24 protein-coding genes are annotated in these 25,474 nt (G+C 70.8%); 13 read left to right on the top strand and 11 right to left on the bottom strand.

Annotation, left to right across the window (positions count from 1 at the left end):
• Nucleotides 1-24: 24 nt before the first annotated feature.
• Nucleotides 25-267, bottom strand: coding sequence for a hypothetical protein (locus tag Msi02_RS12880; RefSeq protein ID WP_204048560.1), 243 nt, complete (start codon nt 265-267; stop codon nt 25-27).
• A 1,277-nt stretch (nt 268-1,544) separates the two neighbouring features.
• Here Msi02_RS12880 and Msi02_RS43180 point away from each other — a divergent pair.
• Nucleotides 1,545-2,804, top strand: a complete 1,260-nt coding sequence (locus Msi02_RS43180; RefSeq protein WP_239108367.1) for a poly(ethylene terephthalate) hydrolase family protein — start codon at nt 1,545-1,547, stop codon at nt 2,802-2,804.
• A 475-nt stretch (nt 2,805-3,279) separates the two neighbouring features.
• Here Msi02_RS43180 and Msi02_RS12870 read toward each other — a convergent pair whose 3' ends face one another.
• Nucleotides 3,280-4,107: a MarR family winged helix-turn-helix transcriptional regulator gene (locus Msi02_RS12870; RefSeq protein WP_204048559.1), complete on the bottom strand. Its 828-nt coding sequence runs from the start codon at nt 4,105-4,107 to the stop codon at nt 3,280-3,282.
• A gap of 69 nt (nt 4,108-4,176) precedes the next feature.
• Nucleotides 4,177-4,764: a hypothetical protein gene (locus tag Msi02_RS12865; RefSeq protein WP_204048558.1), complete on the bottom strand. Its 588-nt coding sequence runs from the start codon at nt 4,762-4,764 to the stop codon at nt 4,177-4,179.
• A 532-nt stretch (nt 4,765-5,296) separates the two neighbouring features.
• On the opposite strand from Msi02_RS12865, the gene helR reads away from it, so the two are divergent.
• Nucleotides 5,297-7,444 (top strand): RNA polymerase recycling motor ATPase HelR, encoded by a 2,148-nt coding sequence (gene helR, locus Msi02_RS12860; protein WP_204048557.1) that lies wholly within the window; start codon nt 5,297-5,299, stop codon nt 7,442-7,444.
• A gap of 33 nt (nt 7,445-7,477) precedes the next feature.
• Here helR and Msi02_RS12855 read toward each other — a convergent pair whose 3' ends face one another.
• On the bottom strand, nt 7,478-8,221 hold the full coding sequence (locus Msi02_RS12855; RefSeq protein ID WP_239108366.1) for an SDR family oxidoreductase: 744 nt from the start codon (nt 8,219-8,221) through the stop codon (nt 7,478-7,480).
• A gap of 196 nt (nt 8,222-8,417) precedes the next feature.
• Between Msi02_RS12855 and Msi02_RS12850 the strand changes: the two genes are divergently transcribed.
• Nucleotides 8,418-9,359, top strand: a complete 942-nt coding sequence (locus Msi02_RS12850) for an RNA polymerase sigma-70 factor (RefSeq protein WP_373308266.1) — start codon at nt 8,418-8,420, stop codon at nt 9,357-9,359.
• A gap of 141 nt (nt 9,360-9,500) precedes the next feature.
• Here the strand turns inward: Msi02_RS12850 and Msi02_RS12845 are convergent, their stop codons facing one another.
• The 3 genes from Msi02_RS12845 to Msi02_RS12835 form a co-directional block, all read right to left on the bottom strand.
• Nucleotides 9,501-9,803, bottom strand: a complete 303-nt coding sequence (locus tag Msi02_RS12845; RefSeq protein WP_204048556.1) for a cyclophilin-like fold protein — start codon at nt 9,801-9,803, stop codon at nt 9,501-9,503.
• Nucleotides 9,800-10,210: a (R)-mandelonitrile lyase gene (locus Msi02_RS12840; RefSeq protein WP_204048555.1), complete on the bottom strand. Its 411-nt coding sequence runs from the start codon at nt 10,208-10,210 to the stop codon at nt 9,800-9,802. The genes Msi02_RS12845 and Msi02_RS12840 overlap by 4 nt, the downstream gene beginning before the upstream one ends.
• A 444-nt stretch (nt 10,211-10,654) precedes the next feature.
• On the bottom strand, nt 10,655-11,653 hold the full coding sequence (locus tag Msi02_RS12835; RefSeq protein ID WP_204048554.1) for a helix-turn-helix transcriptional regulator: 999 nt from the start codon (nt 11,651-11,653) through the stop codon (nt 10,655-10,657).
• Nucleotides 11,654-11,723: 70 nt separating this feature from the next.
• Here Msi02_RS12835 and Msi02_RS12830 point away from each other — a divergent pair, with 70 nt between their 5' ends.
• The 3 genes from Msi02_RS12830 (at nt 11,724) to Msi02_RS12820 (ending at nt 14,412) form a co-directional block, all read left to right on the top strand.
• Entirely contained in the window at nt 11,724-12,503 is a 780-nt protein-coding gene (locus tag Msi02_RS12830) for a DeoR/GlpR family DNA-binding transcription regulator (RefSeq protein ID WP_193206215.1), read from the top strand.
• Nucleotides 12,504-12,880: 377 nt separating this feature from the next.
• Complete coding sequence (locus tag Msi02_RS12825; RefSeq protein ID WP_204048553.1) at nt 12,881-14,101, top strand: MFS transporter; 1,221 nt, start codon at nt 12,881-12,883, stop codon at nt 14,099-14,101.
• A gap of 50 nt (nt 14,102-14,151) precedes the next feature.
• A complete protein-coding gene (locus Msi02_RS12820; protein ID WP_204048552.1) occupies nt 14,152-14,412 on the top strand; it encodes a winged helix-turn-helix domain-containing protein in 261 nt (86 codons plus the stop codon).
• A 36-nt stretch (nt 14,413-14,448) separates the two neighbouring features.
• On the opposite strand, the gene Msi02_RS12815 is transcribed toward Msi02_RS12820, so the two are convergent.
• The 3 genes from Msi02_RS12815 to Msi02_RS12805 are packed head-to-tail and all read right to left on the bottom strand — an operon-like array spanning nt 14,449 to nt 17,188.
• Entirely contained in the window at nt 14,449-15,048 is a 600-nt protein-coding gene (locus tag Msi02_RS12815; RefSeq protein ID WP_079318110.1) for a GNAT family N-acetyltransferase, read from the bottom strand.
• Complete coding sequence (locus tag Msi02_RS12810; protein ID WP_143737621.1) at nt 15,045-16,517, bottom strand: APC family permease; 1,473 nt, start codon at nt 16,515-16,517, stop codon at nt 15,045-15,047. Before Msi02_RS12810 ends, Msi02_RS12815 begins: the two co-directional genes overlap by 4 nt.
• A gap of 29 nt (nt 16,518-16,546) precedes the next feature.
• Nucleotides 16,547-17,188: a GOLPH3/VPS74 family protein gene (locus Msi02_RS12805; protein ID WP_204048551.1), complete on the bottom strand. Its 642-nt coding sequence runs from the start codon at nt 17,186-17,188 to the stop codon at nt 16,547-16,549.
• A gap of 459 nt (nt 17,189-17,647) precedes the next feature.
• On the opposite strand from Msi02_RS12805, the gene Msi02_RS12800 reads away from it, so the two are divergent.
• Together Msi02_RS12800 and Msi02_RS12795 are read left to right on the top strand one after the other, a co-directional pair.
• Nucleotides 17,648-18,187: a hypothetical protein gene (locus Msi02_RS12800; protein WP_204048550.1), complete on the top strand. Its 540-nt coding sequence runs from the start codon at nt 17,648-17,650 to the stop codon at nt 18,185-18,187.
• Nucleotides 18,188-18,247: 60 nt separating this feature from the next.
• Entirely contained in the window at nt 18,248-18,448 is a 201-nt protein-coding gene (locus tag Msi02_RS12795; RefSeq protein ID WP_079318106.1) for a DUF3072 domain-containing protein, read from the top strand.
• 116 nt (nt 18,449-18,564) lie between these two features.
• On the opposite strand, the gene Msi02_RS12790 is transcribed toward Msi02_RS12795, so the two are convergent.
• On the bottom strand, nt 18,565-19,428 hold the full coding sequence (locus Msi02_RS12790) for an SDR family oxidoreductase (RefSeq protein ID WP_204048549.1): 864 nt from the start codon (nt 19,426-19,428) through the stop codon (nt 18,565-18,567).
• A gap of 135 nt (nt 19,429-19,563) precedes the next feature.
• Here Msi02_RS12790 and Msi02_RS12785 point away from each other — a divergent pair, with 135 nt between their 5' ends.
• The 5 genes from Msi02_RS12785 to Msi02_RS12765 all read left to right on the top strand — a co-directional run bounded on the left by Msi02_RS12785 (nt 19,564) and on the right by Msi02_RS12765 (nt 25,464).
• Complete coding sequence (locus Msi02_RS12785) at nt 19,564-21,108, top strand: pentapeptide repeat-containing protein (RefSeq protein ID WP_204048548.1); 1,545 nt, start codon at nt 19,564-19,566, stop codon at nt 21,106-21,108.
• Between the two features lie 156 nt (nt 21,109-21,264).
• Nucleotides 21,265-22,149, top strand: a complete 885-nt coding sequence (locus Msi02_RS12780; protein ID WP_204048547.1) for an ABC transporter substrate-binding protein — start codon at nt 21,265-21,267, stop codon at nt 22,147-22,149.
• Nucleotides 22,140-23,093 (top strand): amino acid ABC transporter permease, encoded by a 954-nt coding sequence (locus Msi02_RS12775; protein WP_239108365.1) that lies wholly within the window; start codon nt 22,140-22,142, stop codon nt 23,091-23,093. The genes Msi02_RS12780 and Msi02_RS12775 overlap by 10 nt, the downstream gene beginning before the upstream one ends.
• A gap of 14 nt (nt 23,094-23,107) precedes the next feature.
• Nucleotides 23,108-23,860 carry an amino acid ABC transporter ATP-binding protein gene (locus tag Msi02_RS12770; RefSeq protein ID WP_204048704.1) on the top strand — a complete coding sequence of 251 codons (753 nt, stop codon included), beginning with the start codon at nt 23,108-23,110 and terminating at the stop codon, nt 23,858-23,860.
• Nucleotides 23,857-25,464 (top strand): N-acyl-D-amino-acid deacylase family protein, encoded by a 1,608-nt coding sequence (locus tag Msi02_RS12765; protein WP_204048546.1) that lies wholly within the window; start codon nt 23,857-23,859, stop codon nt 25,462-25,464. The genes Msi02_RS12770 and Msi02_RS12765 overlap by 4 nt, the downstream gene beginning before the upstream one ends.
• The last annotated feature ends 10 nt before the right edge of the window (nt 25,465-25,474 follow it).

The following is a 25,474-nucleotide window of genomic DNA, read 5'->3' as shown; positions in this document are numbered from 1 at the left end:
CCTAGAGCACGTCCAAAAGGTCGATCACGCCCACCGGCGGGAGATCTCCGCCTTCAGCGCCTTCAGCCCGGCCGGCTCCTCCTGCTTGTCCAGCGACGGCACGCTGATCCATCGCTCGCCCTTCTTCCGGGTGATCTCCACTCGCCACCAACCCGACGCGCGCGAGGTGACCCAGGTCGACCTGCGCATCGCCCTGTCGTGGCGGTAGTGCCTCGGATGGTCCTCGGTCACCGCAAGCAGCGCGGTGCTGGCCAGCTCAGCGTCCAACTACCGCGCGAAGGCGGCGCTCCGCTTAAGGAGCGTGGCCAGGAAGACCCACAGAGGGAAGCCACTTCAGCACCGATAAGGCCTAGCGGGCGAGAAACCGATTCGCCGCATCCGTGCCCCGGGCCTGTTCTGCGCGTCAAGGCGGCCGCCGAGGCCGCAGACCTGGACAACCCAGGCAGCTACTCCGCCCACTCACTCCGCGCCGGCGGCACGTCGGCCGCAGCCGCCGCCGGCCGTTCCATGCTGGCCATCGCCCGGCATGGCCGCTGGGTCGAGACCTCACCCCTCGTCCACGGGTACGTCCGGGCAGCCGACATGTGGCGCGACAACCCCATGCGCGGGCTCGGGGTGTGATTTCCGACGGCTGCACTTTCGGCGTGCCAGCCATCACTACATCACGTAGCTCGCATTGAAGTCGCCCTGCCCGTTCGTCTCTTCGCCAGAGCACGAAGATTCGAAGGCCTGAAGTCTTCTGCGAAGGATCCTCTCAAGCATTCGGTCAGCCATTCGGCAAGGGTCATGTTTTGCGGCGTCAACACAGAACGATCTACTCTGATCCCCTCTTCTGGACCGAGTCGATCTGGTCGCAGGTAGGGACCCATGGGATCCCATATCCACATTGGGCCTGCAGGATACACGTTGGCCGCAGGCATACCCTCGAATTGATGTTAACGCTAACAATTCGACCCGTCTTCGTCCTCCTCCACTTCGAGAGATCAACCGGTGGTGGTAGAGCGGAGCAAAGCCCCGGCGGGGGCACGGTGTCAAGTGACGCGGTACGTCCGGACGCGAACGCGGGAGAGGGCGAACATGGCTCAACTGCCCTATTGAGGGACTCTCCGGGGTCACCGGCGGCGACGACGGATGAAACATTCATCCGGGCGTATGCGCTCCCGGATCGCGCACCGACCGCGGCGGTTCCGGGATCACGAGGTGATTTACGCGGCACGAAACTTTCGCAGCGATACCCCACTCTTGACACACTTCGGTGAGGTTTCCACACTGAGCCCCGAGGTGGTCTCCCGCTGTCCGGTGGTGGTGCGCGGGGCGGAGGTCCACCGTTCGCGACGCCCTAGTGGAGTGCGCTCCCTTGCACGGAGCACGGCGTCCAGCGCTGAATGCCCCGCGTTTCTCCTTTTCCTGGTTGCAGTCATGGAGGCTCAGGCATGCGCGCACACGCCGTTCCGCCGCCGGGAACCCGGCGACCCCCCACGGATTCGTCCGCGTCCGGGCCCGGCTCGCGGAGCCGGTCGCTCCGGCGTGCGATGGGCCGGTTGATGGCGGCGGCGGTGGCCGTCCTCGGGCTGTTCTCGGCGGCCATCGCGGCCCGGCCGGCGTCGGCCGCGGACAACCCCTTCCAGCGCGGGCCGAACCCGACCGTGGCGAGCGTCGCGGCCACCAGGGGGACCTTCGCGACCGCCCAGACCAGCGTGCCGGCCGGCAACGGCTTCGGCGGCGGAGTCATCTACTACCCGACCGACACCAGCCAGGGGACGTTCGGCGGGGTCGCGATCGTGCCGGGCTACTCCGCCCTGTTCGCCAACGAAGAGGCCTGGATGGGTCCCTGGCTCGCCTCGTTCGGCTTCGTGGTGATCGGCATCGAGACCAACAGCCGCACCGACAGCGCGGACGCTCGAGGGACCCAGCTGCTCGCCGCGCTGGACTACCTCACCCAGCGCAGTTCGGTACGCGACCGGGTCGACCCGAACCGGTTGTCGGTCGTCGGCCACTCCGCGGGCGGCGCGGGAGTCCTCAGCGCGCTGCTCCGGCGACCCTCCCTCAAGGCCGGGGTCGGGCTGGCGCCCGGCTCTCCGGTGGGCAACTACGACCTGTACAACGACCGGGTGCCGACGATGTTCATCTCGGGGCAGCGGGACACGACGGTCACGCAGTCGTATCTCAACGGGCTGTACAGCACGCTGCCGGCCACGACGCCGAGCGCGTGGGTGGAGATCACCGGGGTGGACCACCTGTTCGCGACGCGGGCCAACACGACCGAGATGCGGGTGCTGATCCCGTGGCTGAAGATCTGGGTGGACAACGACACCCGATACACCCAGTTCCTGTGCCCGCTGGCGGACTCCAGCAACATCTCGATGTACCGCAACAAATGCCCGTACGTGCCGCCGGGCGGGTCGTCGCCGTCGCCGAGCGCCTCCCCCTCGTCCAGCCCGTCGCGCTCTCCGTCGCCCTCGCCCTCGCCGTCGCAGTCGCCGTCCACCAGTCCGTCGCCCCCGCCGCCGGGCGCCTGCGTGGCCGCGTACCACACGGTGAACTCGTGGCCCGGCGGCTACCAGGGAGAGGTCACGGTGACGACGGGCGGCTCGGCGGTCAACGGCTGGACCGTCAGCTGGACGCTCGGCAGCGGCCAGACGATCACCCAGCTGTGGAACGGCACGCTGAGCACGAGCGGTTCCGCGGTGACGGTGAAGAACGCCTCCTTCAACGGCTCACTCCCGGCGGGCGGCTCGGCCACCTTCGGGTTCCTCGCTACCGGCACGCCGTCGACCCCCTCGTTCACCTGCACCAGCCCGTGACCGATCGCGGCACGTTGTGCCGAACGATGTCCCGTTGACACCGGAGAGGGCCGCCCACACGACCCTCTCCGGGCTCCGGCAGGGCCTTTTTGTGGCGGTGGGAGACCCTGCCGGGAAACACCTGCCCTTACCGCCACCTCGCTCAGGGCCTTCGGGTCGCAGGTCATCCCCCGGACACCCGCTCGTCTCGCCGGAGCGGAGCTCCCGGTCGAAACGATTCCGAGTGTCTGTACCCGCCGTGGACCTGGAGAACTGAATTGTCTGATTTCACCCGAAGGCAGGTGCTGCGGTTCGGGTGGCCGGGGCCGGAGCCGCGCTGGCGGGAGCATTCGGGCAGATCCGGCAACCGGTCTCCTCGCGAGCCGCTTTGCGGCGGCGCCTTCGATTACGCCAGCCGGGTGATCCCGCGCAACGACCTGCTCACCTCGGTGGCCGGGCTGGGGTCGTGGCCGTCCCAGCAGCGTGATGCGCCTGCTCAGTTGTCGAAGGCCCATACGGCGGCGGCGATCGGCTCGAGCCCTGCGGCCAGTTCGTCGAGCTCGTCCGCACTGAGCACGTCGTACGCCGGCGCGGCCAGCTCGTCGGTGAGCGCCTCGATCCGCTGCCTGGTCTCCCGGCCGGCGTCGGTGAACCCGCCGGCGGCGTCCACGAGGCCGCGGCCGCGCAGCCCGTCGACCACGGCGGCGAGCCGTGCCTTGGGCAGGTGGTGGATCCGGCCGAACTCCTCCGCCCTCATTCCGAGGGAAACAGCCATGAGGACGTGGGCCTCGGTGCCGCCGATGCCGTGAGCGAGAAGGGCGGCGTTGTGGCCGTCCCCGCGGTGCTCCCGCAGCAGCGTCGCCGCGTGCCAGAGCCTGGCCACCGGCTCCTCGGGCACGTCGAGCGCCCGCAGCCCGGCGTACAGTGGTCGGCCCTCGGTCGGCGCGCTGACCGCTGCTCGGGTGGCGAGGTCGGCGGCCCGCACCAGACCGGGCGAGTCGGCAAGCTCTCCGATCATTTGCCGCAGGGCGGCGGTGCTGCCTCGTTCGCGCACGGCGATCGCCTCCTGCGGGGTGATCTTTCCCCACACCCAGGGGATGTGGCGTGCTACCTCGCCGTCGGCGAAGTTGTAGAAGACCGCGTGTACCACCTCGGCCGGTGCCAGCCCCAGCGGTGCGGCCCGGCCCGCGAAGTATCCGTCCCAGTAATTGCGCATGCCGACGGCCAGGAACGCCTCATTCGCCACCTCGGAGAAGGTGACGGTGGCGATCGGCTCGACGAGCTCGAACATGCGGTGGATCTTGGCCTGTGAGTGCTGCTCCATCGGTCGGCATCTCCCTTGGTCGTGACGGCTGGTCGTGACAGCACCCTCGTGGGCGACCGTTCACCCTGGCTACGAACGACGCGGCCCAGATACGACAACTCCGGTCGATAATTTTCCGGTCGATTCTGCCGGGCAGCGTCGGGGTGTCACCCGGACTCGGTCACCGCTCGGTTGCCGTGGTCTGGTTGCCGGCTGGGCCAGGGTCGGTCCATGCTCGCCACTGGTCATGTCGGCCATCCGTCTGCGCAGAGAGCCCACGTCCGCAGGTTTGGACGTACGGGTCAGTACCCCGTGATCATCCGGGCGGCACGTTTCGGGGTGCTCCAGTACTTGATGAGGGGCGCGAGCGGCCCGGCGACGTACTTCGCCAGAAACCGGGCGGCGGCGTTCGCGTCGCGGCCCGAGGCCGGTGCCCGGATTGAAGCCCGGTTCGACCGCGTTGAAGCGCAGCCGCGGAGTCTCACGCGCGAACGCGAGCACGGTGGCGAGGTTGCACTGCTTCGAGGTGGCGTAGGCGTCGAAGCCGGCTTTGGACGAGCCGCCGGGCCGCCATTCGCCGCGCAAGCCGGCTTCAGCCGAGATGTAGCGCCCGCCGCGGAAGCCGGCGACGACCGCGGGCTTCCGCTCCGGATTCTCGACGCCAGAGCAGATGAACACGATGTTCGCTGTAGGAGTTGGGGCCGTCAAGAAGGCGTCGCTCGAACTGTGGCCGGCTTCGTGGTGACGGAGGCAGCGGCTCGGCTCTAGCGGACACGCGGGTCCGGCGCGCGCTCAGGCGATGGAGAGAGCGAGGACTCCCGCTCCTTTCCATTTTCAACGTATAGCGGACAGGGGGGCTTGCGGCAAGACCCCGGTCGTGCCGCAAAATCGTCGCCCGGAAGCAGCGCCTGCGGAAAACGGGGGAGGCGACGTGCGTGTGTCGTTGTCGACGTACGGGTCCCGCGGGGGCGTCGAGCCCGTGACGGGGCTCGACGCGGCCGGCCGGGAAAGGCCGCCGGTGCTCGCCTGAACCACGCGGGATCGTCGCGCCAGAACCCACGAACACGAGAACCTGCGCAGCCTGGCGACCCGAACCGGCAACAGCCATAGGTGTCCACGCCTGCTCGTCATGGTCACCGGGTTCGTCGCGCTGGTTCGGGCGCCTTGGTGCGCGTAATGGTCGCAAGCGACCCAGATCGGAGCTGATGACGTGAACCCGCTGCCCACCAGCGCGTTCGACCTTCCCGACCACCTCGCCCACAAGGCCGATCCGAAGCTGATCGCCGCCGATGAGCGGTACTTCGCGGCCATCGCCGAAAGCCTCGAACAGTCGATCGCCGAGCTGTCCGGCCGCCTCGACGCCGAACTCAGGGCACCCGGCGGCACAGGCCGGCAGGCGCTGGACCGGGACCTGGAGGTCCACCGGCTGACCGCTCGCCTGCGCGTGCTGCGCCGCTTCGGCCTGGACCTGTGCCTCGGACACATGGTCGGCGAGGACGACTCCGAACCCGTGTACATCGGACGGCTCGGCCTCACCGACAGCGCGGGCCGCCGGCTGCTGCTCGACTGGCGCTCCCCCGCGGCCGAGCCGTTCTTCGGAGCCACCCACGCCAACCCGATGGGGCTGACCAGCCGCCGCAGGTATCGCTGGACCCGCGGCCGGATCAGCGACTACTGGGACGAGGTGTTCACCCCGGACGGGTTCGAAGGGCACGCCGCGCTCGACGACCAGTCCGCCTTCATCGCCAGCCTGGGCAGCAGCCGGTCGCCGCGGATGCGCGACGTGCTCGGCACCATCCAGGCAGACCAGGACGCCATCATCCGAGCGGGGTCCGAGGGCGCTCTCGTCGTCGACGGTGGTCCCGGCACGGGGAAGACCGTCGTCGCCCTGCACCGATCCGCCTACCTCCTCTACTCCGACCCTCGCCTCGGTCAGCGCCGGGGCGGCGTGCTGTTCGTCGGCCCGCACCAGCCCTACCTGGCCTACGTCGCCGACGTGCTGCCCAGCCTCGGAGAGGAGGGCGTCCAGACCTGCACCCTGCGGGACCTCGTCCCCGAGGGGGCCGCGGCGGCAGTCGAGACCGACCCGGACGTGGCCCGCCTGAAGTCGTCCGCGGATCTGGTGAAGGCCATCGAGCCGGCCGTCAGGTTCTACGAGAACCCGCCCACCAAGGAGATGACGGTCACGACCCCCTGGTCCGACATCCTGCTGAGCGCCGACGATTGGGCCGAGGCGTTCGAAGCACCGGAACCCGGCACACCGCACAACGAGGCGCGCGACCAGATCTGGGAGGAGCTGCTCACGATCCTGGTGGACAAGCACGACGGCGACGCCCCGGCCGAGCTGGTCCGCAGGTCGCTGCTGCGCGACAGGGAGCTGCTCACGACCTTCAACCGCGCGTGGCCGCTCATCGAAGCGACCGACCTCGTCGGCGACCTGTGGTCGGTGCCCGCGTACCTGCGGATGTGTGCTCCCTGGCTCAGCGTGGACGACGTACGGAAGCTGCAGCGCGCGGACGCCCAGGCGTGGACGGTGTCCGACCTGCCGCTCCTGGACGCGGCGCGGCAGCGGCTCGGCGACCCGGAGGCCTCACGGCGCAGGCGCCGCCAGGACGCCGCTGTCGCGGCCCAGCGCGAGGGCATGGCGCGGGTCGTCGACGACCTGATCGAGGCCGACGACTCCGAGATGCTCGTGATGTCGATGCTGCGCGGACAGGACCTGCAGGAAGCCCTGGTCGACGAGTCCGCGCTGCCCACCGCAGACCCGGACCGGCTCGCCGGGCCGTTCGCGCACATCGTCGTGGACGAGGCTCAGGAGCTCACCGACGCGGAGTGGCAGATGCTGCTGCTGCGCTGCCCGTCCCGGAGCTTCACCATCGTCGGGGACCGCGCCCAGGCCAGGCACGGGTTCACCGAGTCGTGGCACGAACGGCTGAAGCGGATCGGGCTCGACCGGATCACCCTGGCCTCCCTGAGCATCAACTACCGGACGCCGGCAGAGGTCATGGCGGAGGCCGAGCCGGTCATCCGGGCAGTTCTCCCGGACGCCAACGTGCCGACCTCCATCCGCAGCAGTGGCGTCCCCGTCGTCCACGGATCCGTCTCGGATCTCGGCGCGATTCTCGGCGCCTGGCTCGCCGAGCATGCCGAAGGGACCGCCTGCGTCATCGGCGACTCCTCGTTCGAGGAGACCTCCCGCGTCCGGTCGCTGACTCCCGAGCTGTCGAAGGGGCTCGAGTTCGACCTGGTCGTCCTCATCGACCCGGAGAAGTTCGGCGAGGGCATCGAGGGAGCGGTCGACCGCTATGTCGCCATGACCCGGGCGACCCAGCGACTCGTCATCCTCACCGGCTCCTGACGCCGGCCGTCCGCCCCCCGCCGGAGGCGGCGGTCACCACCCGATCGGGCCAAGGCGGTCGATGAAGATCCCCGTCGGCCCGTCGGCGTCGATCATCGCGAGTCTGACGATCGAATCGGTGCCCTCGGTGACCGTCAGCTGACCGGTGTGGTTGTTCATGTCGGTGGCGGCGAACTTGCGGTTCGCGACTTCTCCGGGAGTGGCGACGTTGAACTTGATCTTCGGGAGCGCCTGGGCGTACCGGACGGTGATCATGTTCAGCGCCGCCTTCGACGAGCTGTAGGCGAGCTCGTGCATTTTCGAGACGGGCTGATCCGGATCGGTCACGACCGCGAAGGAGCCGCCGCCGCTGGAGACCATCACCACCCGCGGATGGTCCGCCGCCTGCAGCAGGGGAAGGAACGCGTTCGTGACCCTGATCGGCCCGTAGACGTTGGTGTCGTAGACGGAATGGATCTCCTCCACCGTCGTCTCCGCGGGCGCGACGACCCTTCCCGGCGCGCCGGCGTTGTTGATCAGTACGTCCAGGCGGTCGGTGTGCTCGCGGACGAGCCGTACGGCACCGGCCACCGACTCGTCCGAGGTCACGTCGAGCGGGACCATGATCACGTCGACGCCGCCGGCGGTCAGCTTGTCGGCGGCCGCCCGGCCTCGGCCCTCGTCGCGCGAGCCGAGAAAGACCGTCCAGCCTTCCTCCCCCAGCCGCCGGGCCGCCTCGAAACCGAGTCCCTTGTTGCCGCCGGTGATCAGCACCGAGGTCCGCTCCGAGTTCGTCATTCGTCCTCACTCCGTTGAGTCGCGTGCCGCGCGGATCGTCCGCGCGGCGTCCTGGCGAACACGAGACGCCGGCGACCCGCCCCCTGTGACAGCGCGGCTGTGTGACGTACGCCACCGGCCGCGGGTGTCACAGACCTGCGGGAACCGGCGTCTCGTGCGTGTGGCACAGTCGGGAGCGATGAGGCAGGAGTCGTTGATGAGCGAGGGACGAATGGACGCGGCCGAGCCGCTCGCCGGCGGCGGCCGGATGGATTCCGTCACGGATCCGGCCACGGAGGCGTTCGTCGCCCACCGCAACCTGCTGTTCACCGTCGCCTACGAGATGCTCGGCTCGGCCGCCGACGCCGAGGACGTCCTCCAGGAGACCTGGCTGCGGTGGGCGGCCGTCGATCTCGGCACCGTGCAGGATCGGCGTGCGTACCTGGTGCGGATCGTCACCCGCCAGGCGTTGAGCAGGCTGCGTACGCTCGGTCGGCGCAGGGAGTCGTACGTCGGGCCGTGGCTGCCCGAGCCGTTGCTGACCGCGCCGGACGTGGCCGAGGACGTCGAGCTGGCCGACAGCGTCTCGACGGCGATGCTGCTGGTGCTGGAGACACTCACGCCCACCGAGCGGGCGGTGTTCGTCCTGCGCGAGGTGTTCGACCTGGACTACGACGAGATCGCCGAAGCCGTCGGCAAGAGCCAGGCCGCCGTACGCCAGATCGCCCACCGCGCCCGCTCACACGTCGCCGCCCGGCGCCCGCGCGACGTCGTCTCCCCGAGCGAAACCCGCGACGCCCTTCAGGCCTTCCAGCAGGCGGTCGAGACCGGCGACCTGCAACGCCTGCTCGACATCCTCGCCCCCGACGTCGTCGTCCTGAGCGACGGCGGCGGAATCAAGAGGGCCGTGGCGCGGCCGGTCGTGGGGGCCGGCAAGGTGGCCCGCCTGCTTACCGCGGGCCTGAGCAGGTTCGGCGCCGAGGTGTCGGTCGAGCCGGTGCAGGTCAACGGTTACCCGGGGCTCATCATGAGGATCAACGGGGAGATCGACGGCGTCGTGACGATGCGGATCGAGAACGGCCTCGTCGCCGGGATCTACTTCGTCCGCAATCCGGGCAAGCTGTCGCGGGTGGAACGGGAGACCGCGCTGAGCCGTTGAGAGGCAGCGACGGCGGCCCGCGCCCCGAGGCCGTGGTGACCGACACCGCCTCCTACTCCGACATCGTGTTCCGCGTCGATCTGCGGCTACCGGTTCGAAGGTGTGCGGTACGGGCCCGGTGCGGGTCTGGTGCCGGCTCGGTCAGGGCGAGGTCTGGATGGTGATGCGCCGGGCCTTGGCGAGCTGGTCGGTGTCGGCGTCGATGTGGCCCAGGATCAGCAGGTCGGCGGAGGCTGAGGGACCGTCGCGGTAGAAGAGCGCGAGGTTGCCCCACGGCGCGAAGTAGGCGATGTCCCCGGCCTTGGCCGCAGCCGGTTCGGGGGCGCCGTCGGTGGTCAGCTTGCGGGGCGGGTAGCCGATCCGCTCGGTGCCGTGGAACGGGGCATGGGCGGTCTCTGGTCCATCCTGTTGACGGCTCGGTGTCGTCTGGCAGAGCGGGGTCATCCGGTGGCCGGGGCGGCGGCGTACTGCTCGTCGGTGACGGGCGTCAGCCAGTGCACGACGTCGTGGTCGGCGTCGCTCTCGTTGATGGCCAGGTGGACCATCAGCCGGTTCGGTGCGGCGCCGTGCCAGTGCTCCTCATCGGCCTCGAACAGCACGCGGTCACCGGGCCGGATGACCTCGACCGGCCCGCCCCGACGCTGGCACAGGCCGATCCCTTCGGTGACGAAGACGGTCTGGCCCAGCGGGTGGCGGTGCCAGTGGGTCCGCGCCCCGGGCATGAAGTGCACCAGATTGGCGGTGACGCGGGACGGGGCGGGAGCGGCGGCGACGGCGTCGATGTAGACCTCGCCGGTGAACCAGTCTGCCGGGCCTTTGACGGTGTCGATCGAGCTTCGCGTGATCTGCATGGTCGTTCCTTGTCTGTGAGCGTGATGGTTAGCGGCCGGTCCTCCCGGCGCGGGCGGACAAGGGGAAGGGTGAGGTCGGAGATCTTGCCCGGGTCGATGGCGCCGGTCAGCGCCTTGATCTGGGCCACGCCCTGCTCCCCACGCCTGCCAGGTAACCGTCTCTTGGCGCGCGCAGCGAGTCACCGTCATGGGGTGTACCAGCAGTACATCCTTACCGGCCGCGGGCGGGACGTACCCGTCGAGGGGTGGACAACCGTGAAGAGGTCCGCGAGTTCCTGACCTCGCGGCGCGCGAAGATCCTCCGAGCAGGCCGGGCTGCCGTCGAGTTACCGGCGCCTGGTGCCGGGACTGCGCCGCAGCAAGACTGATTTCCGCACTCAGCTTCCTCGCGGGCCGAGACCGGAACGACCCGGCAGTCCGCGCCGGGACCCGGTGCCGTCCGCTTCAGCGTCCGGCGCCGGGCTCGTCCTCCGGCGCCGTGCCGTACATGCGGGCCAGGTCCGCGACGGCCTCGGCCATCAGCGCGCGGAGGTCGGCCGGCTCCAGCACCTCCACGAGGACGCCCATGCGCAGGAACAGCCACCGGGCGTGCGTGAGGGACTCGATCGGCAGTGTCAGCCGGGTCCACCCGCCGGGCTCCGGCTGTCCGTCGGCCAGCGCCTTGTCGACGACGTCTCCCCCCAGGGTGTATCGGAGCAGGTCCTCCGCGCCGGGCGCGAGCCGTATCACCGCCTCGGCCGTGTACATGCGTGAGGCGAACTCCGCGGCGAAACCGCGCCAGAAATCGGCGAGATCGAAGTCCTGCGGCCGTTCGAAGCGCTCAGACAGCACCTCGGCCTCGATGATCCTGCTCACCCGGTAGGTCCGCACCGTGCCCGAGCAGGCGGCGGCGAGATACCACGAACCACCCTTGAGAACCAGCCCGTAGGGATGCACCAGCCGCTCCACCTCGGTCGGTCCCCATCGGCGGTAGCGGAGCCGGAGCATCCGCTCCTCCCACACCGCCTCGGCGACCTCCATGAGGAACGGCGCCTCGTCGGCACCGCGATACCAGCCCGGCACGTCGAGGTGGAATCTCTCCCGCATCTTGGCCGCGTGGGAACGCGGCTCGGGCGGCAGCGCGGCCAGCAGCTTCAGCTCCGCCGCGGCGGCGAAGTCGGCGAGCCCGAGTTCGGCGGCCGGCCCCGGGAGGCCGGCGAGGAACAGGGAGGACGCCTCCTCGACCGTGAGCCCGTTCAGGCGGGTACGGTAGCCGTCGAGCAGCCGATATCCGCCGAGCGGCCCACGGTCGGCGTAGACGGGCACACCGGCGGCCGACAGGGCCTCGACATCCCTGTAGACGGTGCGGACCGAAACCTCCAGCTCTTCGGCGATCTCGGTGGCGGTCATCCTGCCGCGTGTCTGTAGCAGGAGCAGCAGGGACAGCAACCGGCTCGCGCGCATGCAACCAGTCTGCCACCTTTACAATGTAGATTTATTTGCTTTCGCACATGTGCTGTGTTCAAATGCACGCATGGAAAGTGCCGAACGGATCCGGGCCATCATGAACGCGCTGCGTACGTCCGACAGCGTCTCCGTGTCCGAACTGGCGCTGGCATACGGCGTCTCCGAGATGACCATCCGCCGCGACCTGGACGAACTCGCCCAGCAAGGGGTGGTGCGGCGCGTTCGCGGCGGCGCCCTGAGCCTGCTGCTGCGGGGCGAGGAGCCGCCGTTCGGCGTGCGCGAGCGGGAGGCGATCGATGCCAAGCGCCGCATCGGCGCCGAGGTCGCCGGCCTGCTGGCCGACGGCGAGGCCGTGCTGCTCGACGGCGGCACGACCGCGCTCGAAGTCGCCCGAGCCGTACGCGAGCGCCGCCTGACCATCCTGCCGCTGGCGCTCCAGGCGGCGCAGGAACTGGCGGGCGCACCCCGCGTCCGCCTCGTCCTGCCCGGCGGGGAGGTGCGGCACGGGGAGATGAACTTCGTGGGACCGCTCACCGAGACGTCGATCAAGGCCCTCCGGTTCGACACCGCGGTGATCGGCTGCTGCGGCCTGTCGGCCGAACACGGCCTGACCGCGCACGACCTGCCGGAGGTTGCCATCAAACAGGCCGCGATCGCCTCGGCCCGCCGCGTCGTCGTCGCGTGCGACTCGGGGAAGTTCACCCGTACGGCGTTCGGCGCGGTCTGCGGGCTCGACCGGCTCGACGTGGTCGTCACCGACGAGAACATCCCCCGGGACCAGCACGACGCTCTCACCGCCGCCGGCGTCGCCGTGCGCACCGTTCCCGCCTCCGTTCCCGTCACCTGAGCACCCCGCAGAGGTGCCGTCGTCCTGGGACCGCCCCCGCGTCGGACCTGGACCGGGCGGATACGCGAGACGGCAGTCCTCCTCCGACCCCGGGTTCCGCCCTCAGACGCCGTCCGGGAGGTCGCCAAGCCGGGCGGTTTCCCGCGCGGGAGGCGAACACCTCCCTTGATCGTTCGCACACCTCGCCGGCGCCGACAGGTTCACCCAGCCCGTCCGTACGGCTGCATGGCACACGAGCGGACCTCCGCAGCAGCACACCGGCCCGAGGCCCCGCCACCCGTCACCGGGCCACTCCCGCGACGACACCCGCGACAACACCCGCGACAACACCGACGAATCTTCCGGTACGAACCTCCCAGCGCCCCGAGGAGCACCACATGGCTCTGTCCGTCCCCGCCCGTCCGGCGCTTCTGCGCGCCCGCGTGGCCGTCTACGGACTGTTCCTGCTGTCCGGCATGGCCATGGGCACGTGGACCAGCCGCATCCCCGCCATCAAGGCGGGCCTGCGGCTGAGCGACGGCGCGCTCAGCCTGGGACTGCTCGGCATCGCGGCCGGCGCCATCACCGGCATGCAGGTCGTCGGCCGGTTGGTGGACCGCTACGGCAGCTACCGGACCATGCTGCCGGTGGCCATCGCCCAGGGCCTCGTCCTCGTGCTTCCCGCCTACATGCCGAACCTGCCGGCGCTCGCGCTCTCCCTGTTCGTGTTCGGCGCGGTCTGCGGCACGCTCGACGTCGCGATGAACGCCAACGCCGTGGTGGTGGAGCGGGCGTCCGGAAAGTCGATCATGTCGTCCTTCCACGCGGTGTTCAGCGTCGGAGGATTCGTGGGAGCATCCGCCGGCGGCATGTTCGCCCACGCCGGGATGAGCCCCGGTGTCACCTTCGCGGCGATGGGTGCGGTGATCCTGCTCATCGCCCTGCTGAGCGCCCGCTGGGCGACGCGCGACGAGCCGGCGCGGGAGGCGGCGCAGGCGGGCTCCCCCGAGGCGCGACCCGCACGCCGGCGCGTCGGCGGCACCGTGCTGCTCCTCGGCGTCCTCGCGTTCTGCTGCATGATCGGCGAAGGCGCCGCGGCCGACTGGGGCTCGGTCTACCTGCGTGACAACCTGGGCTCCTCCCCCGGCTTCGCCGCTGCCGCGTACGCCGCGTTCTCGATCATGATGACGGCGGGCCGGTTCGCCGGGGACCGCCTCGCCGCCTGGCTGGGGCAGGTCACGCTGGTGCGCTGCTGCGGAGGGCTCGCCGGGGCAGGTCTCGCGGCCGGGATCCTCGTCGGCGAACCCGTTGCCGGGGTCGTCGGATTCGGTCTGTTCGGCGCGGGCCTGTCGTGCATCATCCCGCAGGTGTTCTCGGCCGCCGGGCACCGCGACCCGGCCCAGTCGGGCCGCGCGCTCGCCGCCGTGGCGAGCCTCGGCTACACCGGCTTCCTCGCGGGTCCCGTTCTGATCGGCGGCCTGGCCGAGGCGGTCACCCTTCCGCGCGCGCTGCTGGTGCCCGCCGTGCTGGCGTTGTTCGTTGCCCTCACCGCTCCGGCGCTGCGCTCGCCCCGTCCGGAGCCCGCGGCCGATCGCCACGCCCAGCCCGTCCGGGACTGAGACGGCGGAGGGCAAGGGTTGGATCGGGCGGGGCCGGGCAGTGGTGGGGCGTGGCCGTCACCAACGATCCCGAGGAACCGGTCCCCGCGCACCGGCGGCTCGCGGCGATGCTTCGCGAGGAGATAGTGCGCGGCCGGATCGAGCCCGACCGTCCCCTGCCGTCCGAGGAGCGTCTCGTGCGTGAGCACGGGTTCGCCCCCGAAGACGTACGCCGCGCCGTCGAGGTGCTCAGCGGCGAGGGCCTCGTGTACACGATCGAGGGACAGGGGGCGTACGTGTCCACCCGGGCCGAGGAGACGGGCGGCGGCTGAGCGGTCAGCCGGCCGTCCCGTCCCCCACCGGTACGGCTATCCGGCCTGCCCGGACGAGCGGGGCTCGCGCCACATGGGGTACATGACCGGGCCGCCGGGAAGCCGGAGCAGCTCGGGCATGTCGACGTAGCCGTGGCGGAGATAGAGCCGCCGGCTCGCCTCGCTGCTCGCCTCCAGATAGGCCGGGATCCCCTCGGCGTCGAGTTTGCGGTGATGCTCCTCCAGCAGCAGGGTGCCCAGGCCGCGGCCGGTCCTCCCCCGCTCCAGCGCGAGGAACGCCAGGTAGTGGTGGGGCTCCCGGGGGTGGAGCTTCTCCGTCAGCTGCCCGAAGAGCCCGTAGCGTTCGGCGTTGTCCCCCGCGAAGGACGCGATCGCCTCCTGCTCTCCGGGGATCTCGGGGAACGGCGCGGCGAACCAGACCGCCACACCGGCCAGCTCGCCCGACTCGTGGATGCCGTAGACGTCGCCGTGCTCCAGCGCGTGCCCGGCCCACATCGTGAAGAACCGCCGCTGCATCGGCAGCCGGTCTTCCGCCCGCGGGATGAGCCACCTGGTGATCTCGTCGGTGTGGAAGGTTTCGGCGATGAGCCCGCCGGCCGCGGCCGCGTCCGTCATCCGGGTGATCTCGATCGTCACTTGACGCCCCCGTTGAGGGCCTGGGCGCCCAGGCCGATGTTGGCGTACACCTCGGGCCGGATCGACTTCAGCACCCGGCCCCAGACCAGGCCGAAGACGATCGCAACAACGAAGATACCGGGCAGGATCCAGCGGAGGACCGAGTCGGGCTCGACCCCGAGGACCGTGTCGAAGTTGACCAGGGTGAGGCAGATGATCACGCAGAGCGCCAGGATCGCCAGGGCCGGGGCCACGCGGGTGCGCCAGGTCGTCTCCCCCCGCGGATCGCGGGCGAAGAACACGATCACCGAGATCGAGGTGACGGTGAGCAGGGTCAGCAGCCCGAGACCGCCGAAGGTGCCGAAGATGAAGAACATCTTGGTGACCGGGTCGAGGCCGGAGATCGCGTAAACGATGATCACGATCAGCCCGAGCACCGTCTGCAGCAGGGACCCGGCGATCGGCGCGGCGGTCCGGGCCGAGGTGCGGCCGAAGATCGAGGGCAGGACGTTCTCCCGGCCCAGGGCGAAGATGTAGCGGGCCGTGGTGTTGTGGAAGGCGATCATGCAGGCGATGCTGCTGGTCACGAACAGCACCGAGCCGATCGTCGAGACGGCGGAGCCCAGGTGGGCGGCGGCCTGGTTGAAGATCAGCTCGGTCCCCTGCTCCGAGGCGGCCTTGACGATACCGTCCGGCCCGGTCGGCACCGTCTGCGCCCACGCGGAGAACGCGTACAGCACGGCGATGATCGCGATGCCCAGGTAGGTGGCGATGGGCACGGTCCTGTGGCGGTCCTTGGACTCCTCGGCGAAGACCACCGACGACTCGATGCCGGCGAACCCCGCGACGACGGTGGCGAGCGCGGCACCCACGCCGGGCACGAACAGCGCGCCGGGAGTGAAGCCCTCGAGGCTGAGACCGCCCGGGGCCGCGTGGGTCACATCGCCGAGGTCGAACAGCAGCACGATGGCGATCTCACTGACCAGCAGGATGGACAGGATCTTTCCGTTGACGTCCACCCGCAGCAGGCCGAGCACGCCGGTCACCACCCAGGCCACGAGCGCGATCACCCACCACGGGGGCGAGCCGCCGAACCAGTCGACGAGCAGCGGCTCGGCCGCCGATCCGATGATTCCGTAGAGGCCGAGTTGCAGCGCGTTGTAGGCCAGCAGCGCCACCCAGGCGGTCGCGACTCCCTGGGTCCGGCCGAGCCCCTGGGCGGCATAGGCATAAAAAGCGCCCGCGTTCACCACGTGCCTGGCCATCGTCACGTATCCGACGGCGAATAGCGCGAAAATGGCGCCCAGCATCAGGAATGCGAACGGGACACCGATGACGCCCGTCACCGTGTACGCCGTAGGGACCGAACCCGCGACGACCATCAGCGGCGCCGCCGCGGAGATGACGAAGAAAACGATGGACGGCACGCCGAGCCGGTCCTCGGCCAGTGCGGCGGTGACGGCGCTGGGCCGTTGCTGTGTGAGGGACACCTGGAACTCCGTGTGAGGGGGGTTGCTGGTCACCGGCGGCTGATGACGGCCTGGCCGACGGCGACCTTGGTCTGGGCGATGAGTCTCCGCAGGGGTACGGGGAGCATGGCGGTCACGGCGGCCACGAACCGGGGATCGTGCTCGGACAGCACCCGCTGGGCGCAACCGGCCGCGTCCAGGAGCCCCAGGAGGACGCAGTCCTTGGTCACCGGCGGCTTGCGTCGCTGCACGGCGAGGTTCAGGCGGGCGAGCGGCCACGCGGCCGTGTTCATGTCCGCGGGAGCCGGGGGCTGCTGCTTCAGCAGATGCCTGACCGGCGGCTTCAGCAGGTTCGCGGCGATCATCCTGGCGGTGACGTCGGCGTAGATCGTACGGGCGAAGAAAAGGAGCCACGTGCCGACCGGGTGGTGCGGTTCGGCGATGACGTGCCCGAGCACCGCCGTGGTGAGCGGGTCACCGGTGGCGTCCGGGGACGTCGGGTAGAGGCGTTCCGGGTTCGACCCGAAGTCGAGCGCCACGCGCTCGGCGAGCATCAGTTCGCCGAGGACCCCGCCGGCCAGCGCCAGCCCCGTGAGCCGGGAATGAAGCAACGGATGGCCCGTCACATTGTCGTGCAGGACAAAGTACAGGTCATCGACAAGGGACGGGCTCGAAAGATCGCTTTCAGCCACGGTCGGCGATGATATAGGCGAAATGTTCCGCCTGTCATCGCACAAATTCACCACCGGGCGTTCTCCACGCGGAATGCGAGAATTGTGCCAACCGGAACATACTTTTCGGCTAATGCAATTACGGCCCGTCCCGCGGACGGTCACAACGGGCGACGGAAATCGGCCAGCGGTCGTGATTGCCGGCGAGCGGGTTCGGGAGAACAAGGGCAGCGCACCGTCCGCGAGAAGCACGCCGGCCCTCTCATCGGATCAGGACGTTGGCCAGGATCGTGAGCAGGATCGACGCGACGACCGAGATGACGATCATCAGGAGACAGCCCGCCGCTCCCCCGAGTGGCCGAATCTTGAAATTTCCGGGCATGGCGTCCTCCCCCGTGGCTGCTCGATGTGCGCCTACCCCCGGCCCTCCTGGCGAACCTAGTGCGGTTTGTCCGTTTTACGGCCGGGCATCGTCGGCCTATGACCACCCAGGACGACAGGGGCGCGGCGGCCCTGGCCCGCGCCCACGGGCTTTTCAACATCGCCGGCGGACTGTGGCCGCTGCTGCACCTGCCGAGCTTCGAGAAGGTGTTCGGCGCGAAGACCGACCGGTGGCTGGAGCGCACCGTCGCCGGGCTGCTCGTCGGGATCGGATGGACGCAGATCCGCGCCGCCTCCACTCCCGGCGGCGCCGACCACGCGCGCCGGCTCGGCATGGCCACGGCGGCGACGCTGCTCGCCGTCGACCTGGTCTACGTGCCCATGGGCCGCGTCCGGCCCACCTATCTGCTCGACGCGGCGGCCGAGGCGATGTGGCTGCGCGCCTGGCGGGCCCGCGCCGTACGGCCGGAGCCTCCGTCCACGCGCGCCGGCTCGATGTTCGCCGCGGCGGCGGCGCTGGCCGCCGGATGCGCCACGGGCGGTGTGCTGGCCGCGCGGATGCTGCGGCGGCGACGGGCGGAGCCGGGCGATTCGGAGCTCACCCGGGCCCGGTACATACGCCACCCCGCGGCGCGTTGATCGCAGGTTACGGACCACGACGACGGGTAGAGCGAACGGCAGTTCGACAATGGAGGAGTCATGGACCGAGGACCTGTGGAGAAGGACCCCGAGGAGTGGGCGACCGGGGACGAGCCGATGACCGCGCCGCAGGAGTCCTACCTGCGCACACTGGCCAGGGAGGCCGGGCGGGACGTGCCGGAAGGGCTCAGCAAGGCCGAGGCCTCCAAGCTGATCGACGAGCTGCAGGACCAGAGTCGCCGTCTGAACGAGAACGGCTGAAGCAAGCCCAGGGAAGCAAGCCCAGGGAAGCGAGCACAAGGGAAGCATGCACAGGGCCGCCCGGGACGATCCCGGGCGGCCCTGTGACGTCGACCCGTGCCGCCGGCGCCGCGACCTCATCCGGGCAGCGTCTCGCCGCCGATCGGGGCGAGGACCTCACCGGTGTAGTACGACGACAGCCGGTTGGCGGCGAAGAACACGTACGAGGGAGCGATCTCGTCGGGGTCGGCCGGCCGGCCCATCGGCACCTGCTGGCCGAACTTGCCCACCTTCTCCTCGGGGAACGTGGACGGGATGAGCGGCGTCCAGACCGGGCCGGGGGCCACGGCGTTGATCCTGATCCCCCGTTCGACCAGCACCTGGGCCAGGGAGTAGGTGAACGCGTTGATCGCGCCCTTGGTCGCGGAGTAGTCGATCAGGGTCTTGTTGCCGCGCAGCCCGTTGATCGACGAGGTGTTGACGATCGAGCCGCCCTCAGGCATGTGCCGCAGCGCGGCCTTCGTGACCCAGAAGTAGCTGTGGATGTTCACCGCGAAGGTGCGCTCCCACTGATCATTGGACAGCTCTTCCAGTGACTGCACCGGTGACTGCGTGGCCACGTTGTTCACGAGCACGTCGATCCCGCCGAGCTCGCGGACCGTGCGTTCCACGACCTCCTCGCAGTGGCGGGGATCGGCGAGGTCCCCCGGGATGATCAAGCAGCGGCGGCCCTCCTGCTCCACCAGCTTCCTGGTGTGCTCGGCGTCCTCGTGCTCGGTCAGGTACGCGATCGCGACGTCCGCCCCCTCCTTGGCGAACGCCACGGCGACGGCCCGCCCGATGCCGGAGTCGCCGCCGGTGACGAGGGCACGCTTGCCCGCGAGCAGGTCGCGTCCGGTGTAGTCGCGCATCTCGTCCCTGGGCTCGGGCGTCATCTCGCCCGTCCGGCCGGGGTACGGCTGCGTCTGCGGTGGCGGTGTGGAGTTCGACTGCTCAGACATGCACGTCGGGTACCCCTGCCTGTCCAGGGCAAACGACCGGCGAGGAGCCCCGAGGCGATCGCCCGATGGATACACACTGTTACCTATCCATCACGCTTTAACGTCCCGAGACGGGACATCGGGTATGACGTTGCCATGACACCCCGGTCGCGGATCACTCCGCTCGACGTGGTCTGGAGAACGTGTGACGCCGTGCCCGAGTGCCTCGGCGTCGCCCACGAGCCGTACGGCAGATGCCTGGCGCACCTCACGCCGGTCGAGGCGGCCGAGCTGCTGCGGAGCCCGACTCCCGGTCAGGCCCTCGACCTGCGCGGCACCGTACTGTCGGAGGACCTGCTCACGCGGGTCCTCGACGGCGTGGAGCGCCGTGTCGGCAGGGCGAGGTTCGACCGCGCCGTCTTCACCGGCCCGGCCCGCTTCGGCGAGGTCGTCTTCGCCGGTGACGCGACCTTCGACCACGCCAGGTTCGACCGGCTCGCCTCGTTCTACGGCGCCCGGTTCCTCGGCAACGTCTCCTTCCGCGAGGCCCGGTTCCTGCGCGAGTTCTCCCTGCACGACGCGCGGGTGTGCGGTCATGCCGCGTTCGACCACGTCACGGTGCGCGGCGACGCCCTGTTCGGCGCCGCGCGGTTCGGCACCCCGCCACCCGGAGGCACGGCCAACGCGTCGTTCCAGAAGGCGTCGTTCCAAAGGGCGCAATTCCACGGGTTCGCCACGTTCGACGCGGCCACCTTCCACGGGGACGCCTGCTTTCGCGGCGCCCGCTTCCACCGGGCCGTCTCCTTTCGCGGTTCGGACTGCGGGGCGAGCGCCGAGTTCCAGGGCGCCCGCTTCGAGGGGGCGGCCTACCTCGGCCCGATGCGGATCGTGCGGCGCCTGTCGCTCGCGGGCGTACGGGCCTGCGCGCCGTTGCACATCGACACCGGCGGATGCCGTGTGGTGCTTCGCGCTACGGCCGTCCTCGGGCGGCTCGCCGCACGGCTGTCCGACGCCGAGGTCGACCTGCGGGACGCGACGCTCGCCGGGCTGTCCGCCGTCACCCGGCGCTCCGGCCGGCTGCGCGTGACCTCGCTCGACGGCCTCGACGCGGGCGCGCTCACGCTGACCGGGGCGGACCTGCGGGCGTGCGGCCTCGGCGGGCTGCGCCGTCCCGAGGGCCTGCGCCTGCGGGAGTGCGTGTTCGCCGCGCCCCCGGGCGGGCTGGGGCTGCGCCTGGGCTGGCCGCCCGTACGGTGGTGGAGCCGCCGCCGGGTCATCGCCGACGAGCACCTGTGGCGGGGGTGGCCGGCGCAGGGCGCCGACGAGCAGGCCGGTCCGGCCGGGGAGCGGGAGCCCGACCCGGCGCGCCTGGCGGTTCTGTACGAGCGCCTGCGGCCGGGCGTCGACGACGCGCGCGTGGCGGCCGACTTCGCGTTCGGGGCCATGGAGATGCGGCGGCTGGGCAGCCCGCGCGGCCGGATGAGGCTGCTGCTGTCGCTGTACTGGCTCGCCTGCGGCTACGGCCTGCGCGCGGGGCGGGCCCTCGGATGGCTCGCGCTGGTGGCGGCCGTGGCCGCGGGCGCGGTGTGCTGGGCCGCCGGGACGCGCCCGGCGGGCAAGCCCGCCGTCCACCGTGCCCGGGTCGCGGTCGTACGGCCCGCGGTCTCGGTCTCCCGCCCGGCGCACGGGCTCGGGGGCTGAGACGGGACCCGCTCGCGTGGCTTGAAACGGCTGCGCCGCATCCCGTCGAGGAGCATCGAAGTCTTCGATGCTGAGGACCACAAGCGTTCACGATTGTTACGCCCGTTACCTCCTGTCGCCAGCATAAGCTCAATCGTTCGCAAAACAGGAGGTTCCATGACAAAGCGCCTATATGTGGCCATAGTCGGCGCGCTGGTCGTGTCGGCGCTCGCCGGCGGCTGCGGGCGTTCGTCGTCGGGGACCGCCGCGGGCGAGAACGCGGCGGCGACGACGGGCAAGACAGCGAAGGACCTGGTTCCCGAGGACGTGCGAAAGTCGGGCACGCTGCGGGTCGCCACGTCGGAGGGCTACCCCCCGATGGAGATGTACAAGAAGGGCACCCAGGAGCTCACCGGTGTCGACCCCGACCTCGGCGCCGCCATCGCGGCCAAGCTCGGGCTGAAGTTCTCGATCACCAACGCGGCCTTCGACGGCCTCATCCCCGGCCTCCAGGGCGGGCGCTGGGACATCGTGATGTCCTCGATGAGCGACACCCAGGAGCGGCGCGCGGCGGTCGACTTCATCGACTACTTCAACGCCGGCGGCGCGATCATGGTGAAGAAGGGCAACCCGGAGGGCATCAAGACCCTCGACGACCTGTGCGGCCGCACGGTGGTGCTGGCCAAGGGCAGCTCGAACCTCGCCATCGGCGAGAAGCAGAACGAGAAGTGCGCCACGAAGATGAAGATCATGCAGAGCGAGGACGCGCCCACCGGCCTGCTCTCGATCGACTCCGGGCGCGCGGTGGCCACGATCGTGGACTACCCCGTCGCCGTCATGTACGCCAAGGACACCGGCAAGTACGACGTGCTGCCCGAGCAGTACGAGGCCGGCCCGTGGGGCATCGCCGTCGACAAGCGCAAGACGGCGCTGCGGGACGCGGTCGCCAAGGCGATGGAGGAGCTCCAGGCCGACGGCGGCTACACGTCCGTGCTGGACAAGTACGGCGTGACGGCCAACGCCGTCAACGGCGTGCTGGTCAACACCCAGCCGTGGAAGTGACCCGGGAGAAGGCGGCCGACGCCGAGCTGCCGATCGAGGCCGTGCGCCCCGTACGGCCCGGCCGGTGGCTGGGGGCGGCCGTCGCCCTCCTCTTCCTCGTCTGGCTGGCCTACACGATCATTGTCAACGAGAACCTGCACTGGGACGTCATCGTCGCCTACCTGGCCGACGGCAGGATCCTCGGCGGTCTGTGGGTCACGATCCAGCTCACCGTGCTGTCCATGGCCATCGGCCTGGCGCTGGGCGTACTGGCCGCCGTCATGCAGCTGTCGGACAACCCCGTGCTGCGCGGCACCTCCGCCCTCTACACGTGGTTCTTCCGCGGCACGCCGCTGCTGGTGCAGCTCATCTTCTGGTTCAACATCGGGCTGGTCTTCCCCACCTTCGCGATCGGCGTGCCGTTCGGCGGGCCCAAGCTGATCGAGTGGCAGGCGAACGCGGTCATCACGCCGTTCACCGCCGCGCTGCTCGGCCTGGCGATCAACGAGGGCGCGTACATGGCGGAGATCGTCCGCGCGGGCATCCGCTCGGTCGACCCGGGCCAGCGGGAGGCGGCCGAGTCGCTCGGCATGTCGCACCGGCAGGTGCTGCGCCGCGTGGTGCTCCCGCAGGCCATGCGGGTGATCATCCCGCCGACCGGCAACCAGTTCATCTCGATGCTGAAGACCACCTCGATGGTCTCCGTGATCGCCGGGGCCGAGCTGCTGACCGTGGCGCAGCGCATCTACCTCGGCAACTTCGAGGTCATCGCGATGCTCGTGGTCGCCTCGATCTGGTACCTCGTGCTCACCACGATCGCGAGCGTCGGCCAGCACTTCATCGAGAAGCGGTTCGAGCGCGGCCACGTGCGGCTGTCCTCCCGGGTCCGCCGCAACCTGTCGCCGCTGCCGTCCAGGGAGCCGCTGCCGTCCAAGGAGCCCCTGCCGTCGAAGGAGCCCTCGTGAACGCCGATCAGCCGATGGTGCGCATCCGCGCCGTCCGCAAGCGCTTCGGGTCGCTCGAGGTGCTCAAGGGCATCGACCTCGACGTCCCCGCCGGCGAGGTGGTGTGCGTGGTGGGCCCGTCGGGGTCGGGCAAGTCGACCCTGCTGCGCTGCGTCAACCGGCTGGAGACCATCGACTCCGGCCGGATCTGGGTGAACGGCGAGCTGATGGGCTACGCCGAGCGCGGCGGCCGGCTGCACTCCCTGCGCCCCCACGAGCTGTCCCGGCAGCGGCGCGGCATCGGCATGGTGTTCCAGCGCTTCCACCTGTTCCCGCACCGCACCGCGATCGAGAACGTGATGGAGGGGCCGGTCACCGTGCTGGGCACGCCCGCCGCGCAGGCCAGGCGGCAGGCGGAGGAACTGCTCGACCGGGTCGGCCTGGCCGACCGGGCCCACCACTACCCGGCCCAGTTGTCCGGCGGCCAGCAGCAGCGGGTGGCCATCGCCCGCAGCCTCGCCATGCGGCCCAGCCTGATGCTCTTCGACGAGCCGACCAGCGCGCTCGACCCCGAGCTCGTGCAGGAGGTGCTGGCCGTCATGCGGGACCTCGCGGCGACCGGCATGACCATGATGGTCGTCACCCACGAGATGAACTTCGCCCGCGAGGTCGGCGACCAGCTCGTGTTCATGGACGACGGCGTCATCGTCGAGCGCGGCGACCCGCGCGAGGTGCTCGCGGCGCCGCGGCACGAGCGGCTGCGCACCTTCCTCGGGCAGGTCCAGTGAGCGGCTTCGAGCTGCTGATCCGGGGCGGCCTGCTGGTCGACGGCACCGGCCGCCCCGGCAGGCCCGCCGACGTCGGGATCGCCGCCGGGCGGCTGACCGTGCTGGCCCCGGGCGAGGCCCCCCGTACGAGCGCGGCCGAGGTGATCGACGCGCGCGGACGCGTGGTCTCCCCCGGTTTCATCGACGTCCACACGCACTCCGACGGCGTCACGCTGCTCGGCCCGTCCGGCGGCGGCTCCACGCTGGTGCGGGCGTCGGTGCTGCAGGGCGTGACCACCGAGATCTGCGGCAACTGCGGGTCCAGCCTCTTCCCGGCCCTGCCGGAGCGGCTGTCCGCCATGCGGGCCGAGACGCGGATCACCTTCGGCGGCGACGTCGGCGCGTACGCCGACTTCGCGGGCTTCGCCGCCGCGCACGCGCGGGTGCCCCGGGCCAACCACCTGGCCTCGCTCGTCGGCCACGGCACGCTCCGGGCGGGCGTGCTCGGCCCCGTGGACCGGCCCGCCCGGCCCGGCGAGCTGCGCACGATGTGCGCGCTGCTCGACGCCTCCCTGGCGCAGGGCGCGGCCGGGCTGTCCACCGGGCTGATCTACACCCCCGGCTCGTACGCCGGCACCGACGAGGTGGTGGCGCTGGCGGCGGTGGCCGCCCGGCACGGCAAGCCGTACGTCACCCACCTGCGTGACGAGATGTCACGCGTCGAGGAGGCGCTGGAGGAGGCGGTCGAGATCTCCCGGCGCAGCGGCGCGGCGCTGCACGTCTCGCACCACAAGACCGCGGGCCGGTACGCCTGGGGCCGCACCGAGCGCACGCTGCCGCGCATCGCCGCGCTGCGCGCCGAGGGCATGGACGTCACCTGCGACGTCTACCCCTACACGGCGGGCAGCACGGCGCTGGCCGCCATGCTGCCCCCCTGGGCGAACGACGGCGGCCTGGGGGCGCTGACGGCCCGGCTCGGCGATCCCGCCCAGCGCGACCGGATGCGCCGCGCCATCGCGGAGGGCGTGCCCGGCTGGGAGAACACGGTCGGCAACGGCGGCTGGGACCGCATCTCCGTGGCGTGCGCGCCCCGCCACCCGCAGGCGGAGGGCTGGACCATCGCCGACCTCGCGGCCTCGGCGGACGCCGACCCCCTCGACGTGGCCGCCGATCTGCTGGTGGCCGAGGCCGGCGAGGTGACGATCATCAGTCACTCGATGGTCGAGGAGGACGTGCGGCGGGTGCTCGCCGCGCCGTACGCGATGATCGGTTCGGACGGCGTGCCGAAGCCGGGCGGGCGTCCGCACCCGCGCTGGGCCGGGACGTTCCCGCGGGTGCTCGGCCGGTACGTCCGGGAGCTGGGGCTGCTGCGGCTGGAGGAGGCGGTGCACAAGATGACCGGGATGGCCGCGGCGCGCTTCGGGCTGACCGGGCGCGGCGTGATCCGCGACGGCGCGCACGCCGACCTGGTGGTCTTCGACCCCGCGACGGTGGCCGACCGGGCGACGTTCACCGAGCCGCTGCTGCCGCCCGCCGGGATCGACGCGGTCGTCGCCGCCGGCCGGGTCGTGGTGCGCGACGGCGAGGAGACCGGCGCCCGGCCGGGCACGGTGCTCGCGCTGTGACCCGTGCGAG

The organism is Microbispora siamensis, from assembly GCF_016863095.1.
Taxonomy (GTDB): domain Bacteria; phylum Actinomycetota; class Actinomycetes; order Streptosporangiales; family Streptosporangiaceae; genus Microbispora; species Microbispora siamensis.
This window is presented reverse-complemented; position numbering and strand designations above follow the sequence as displayed.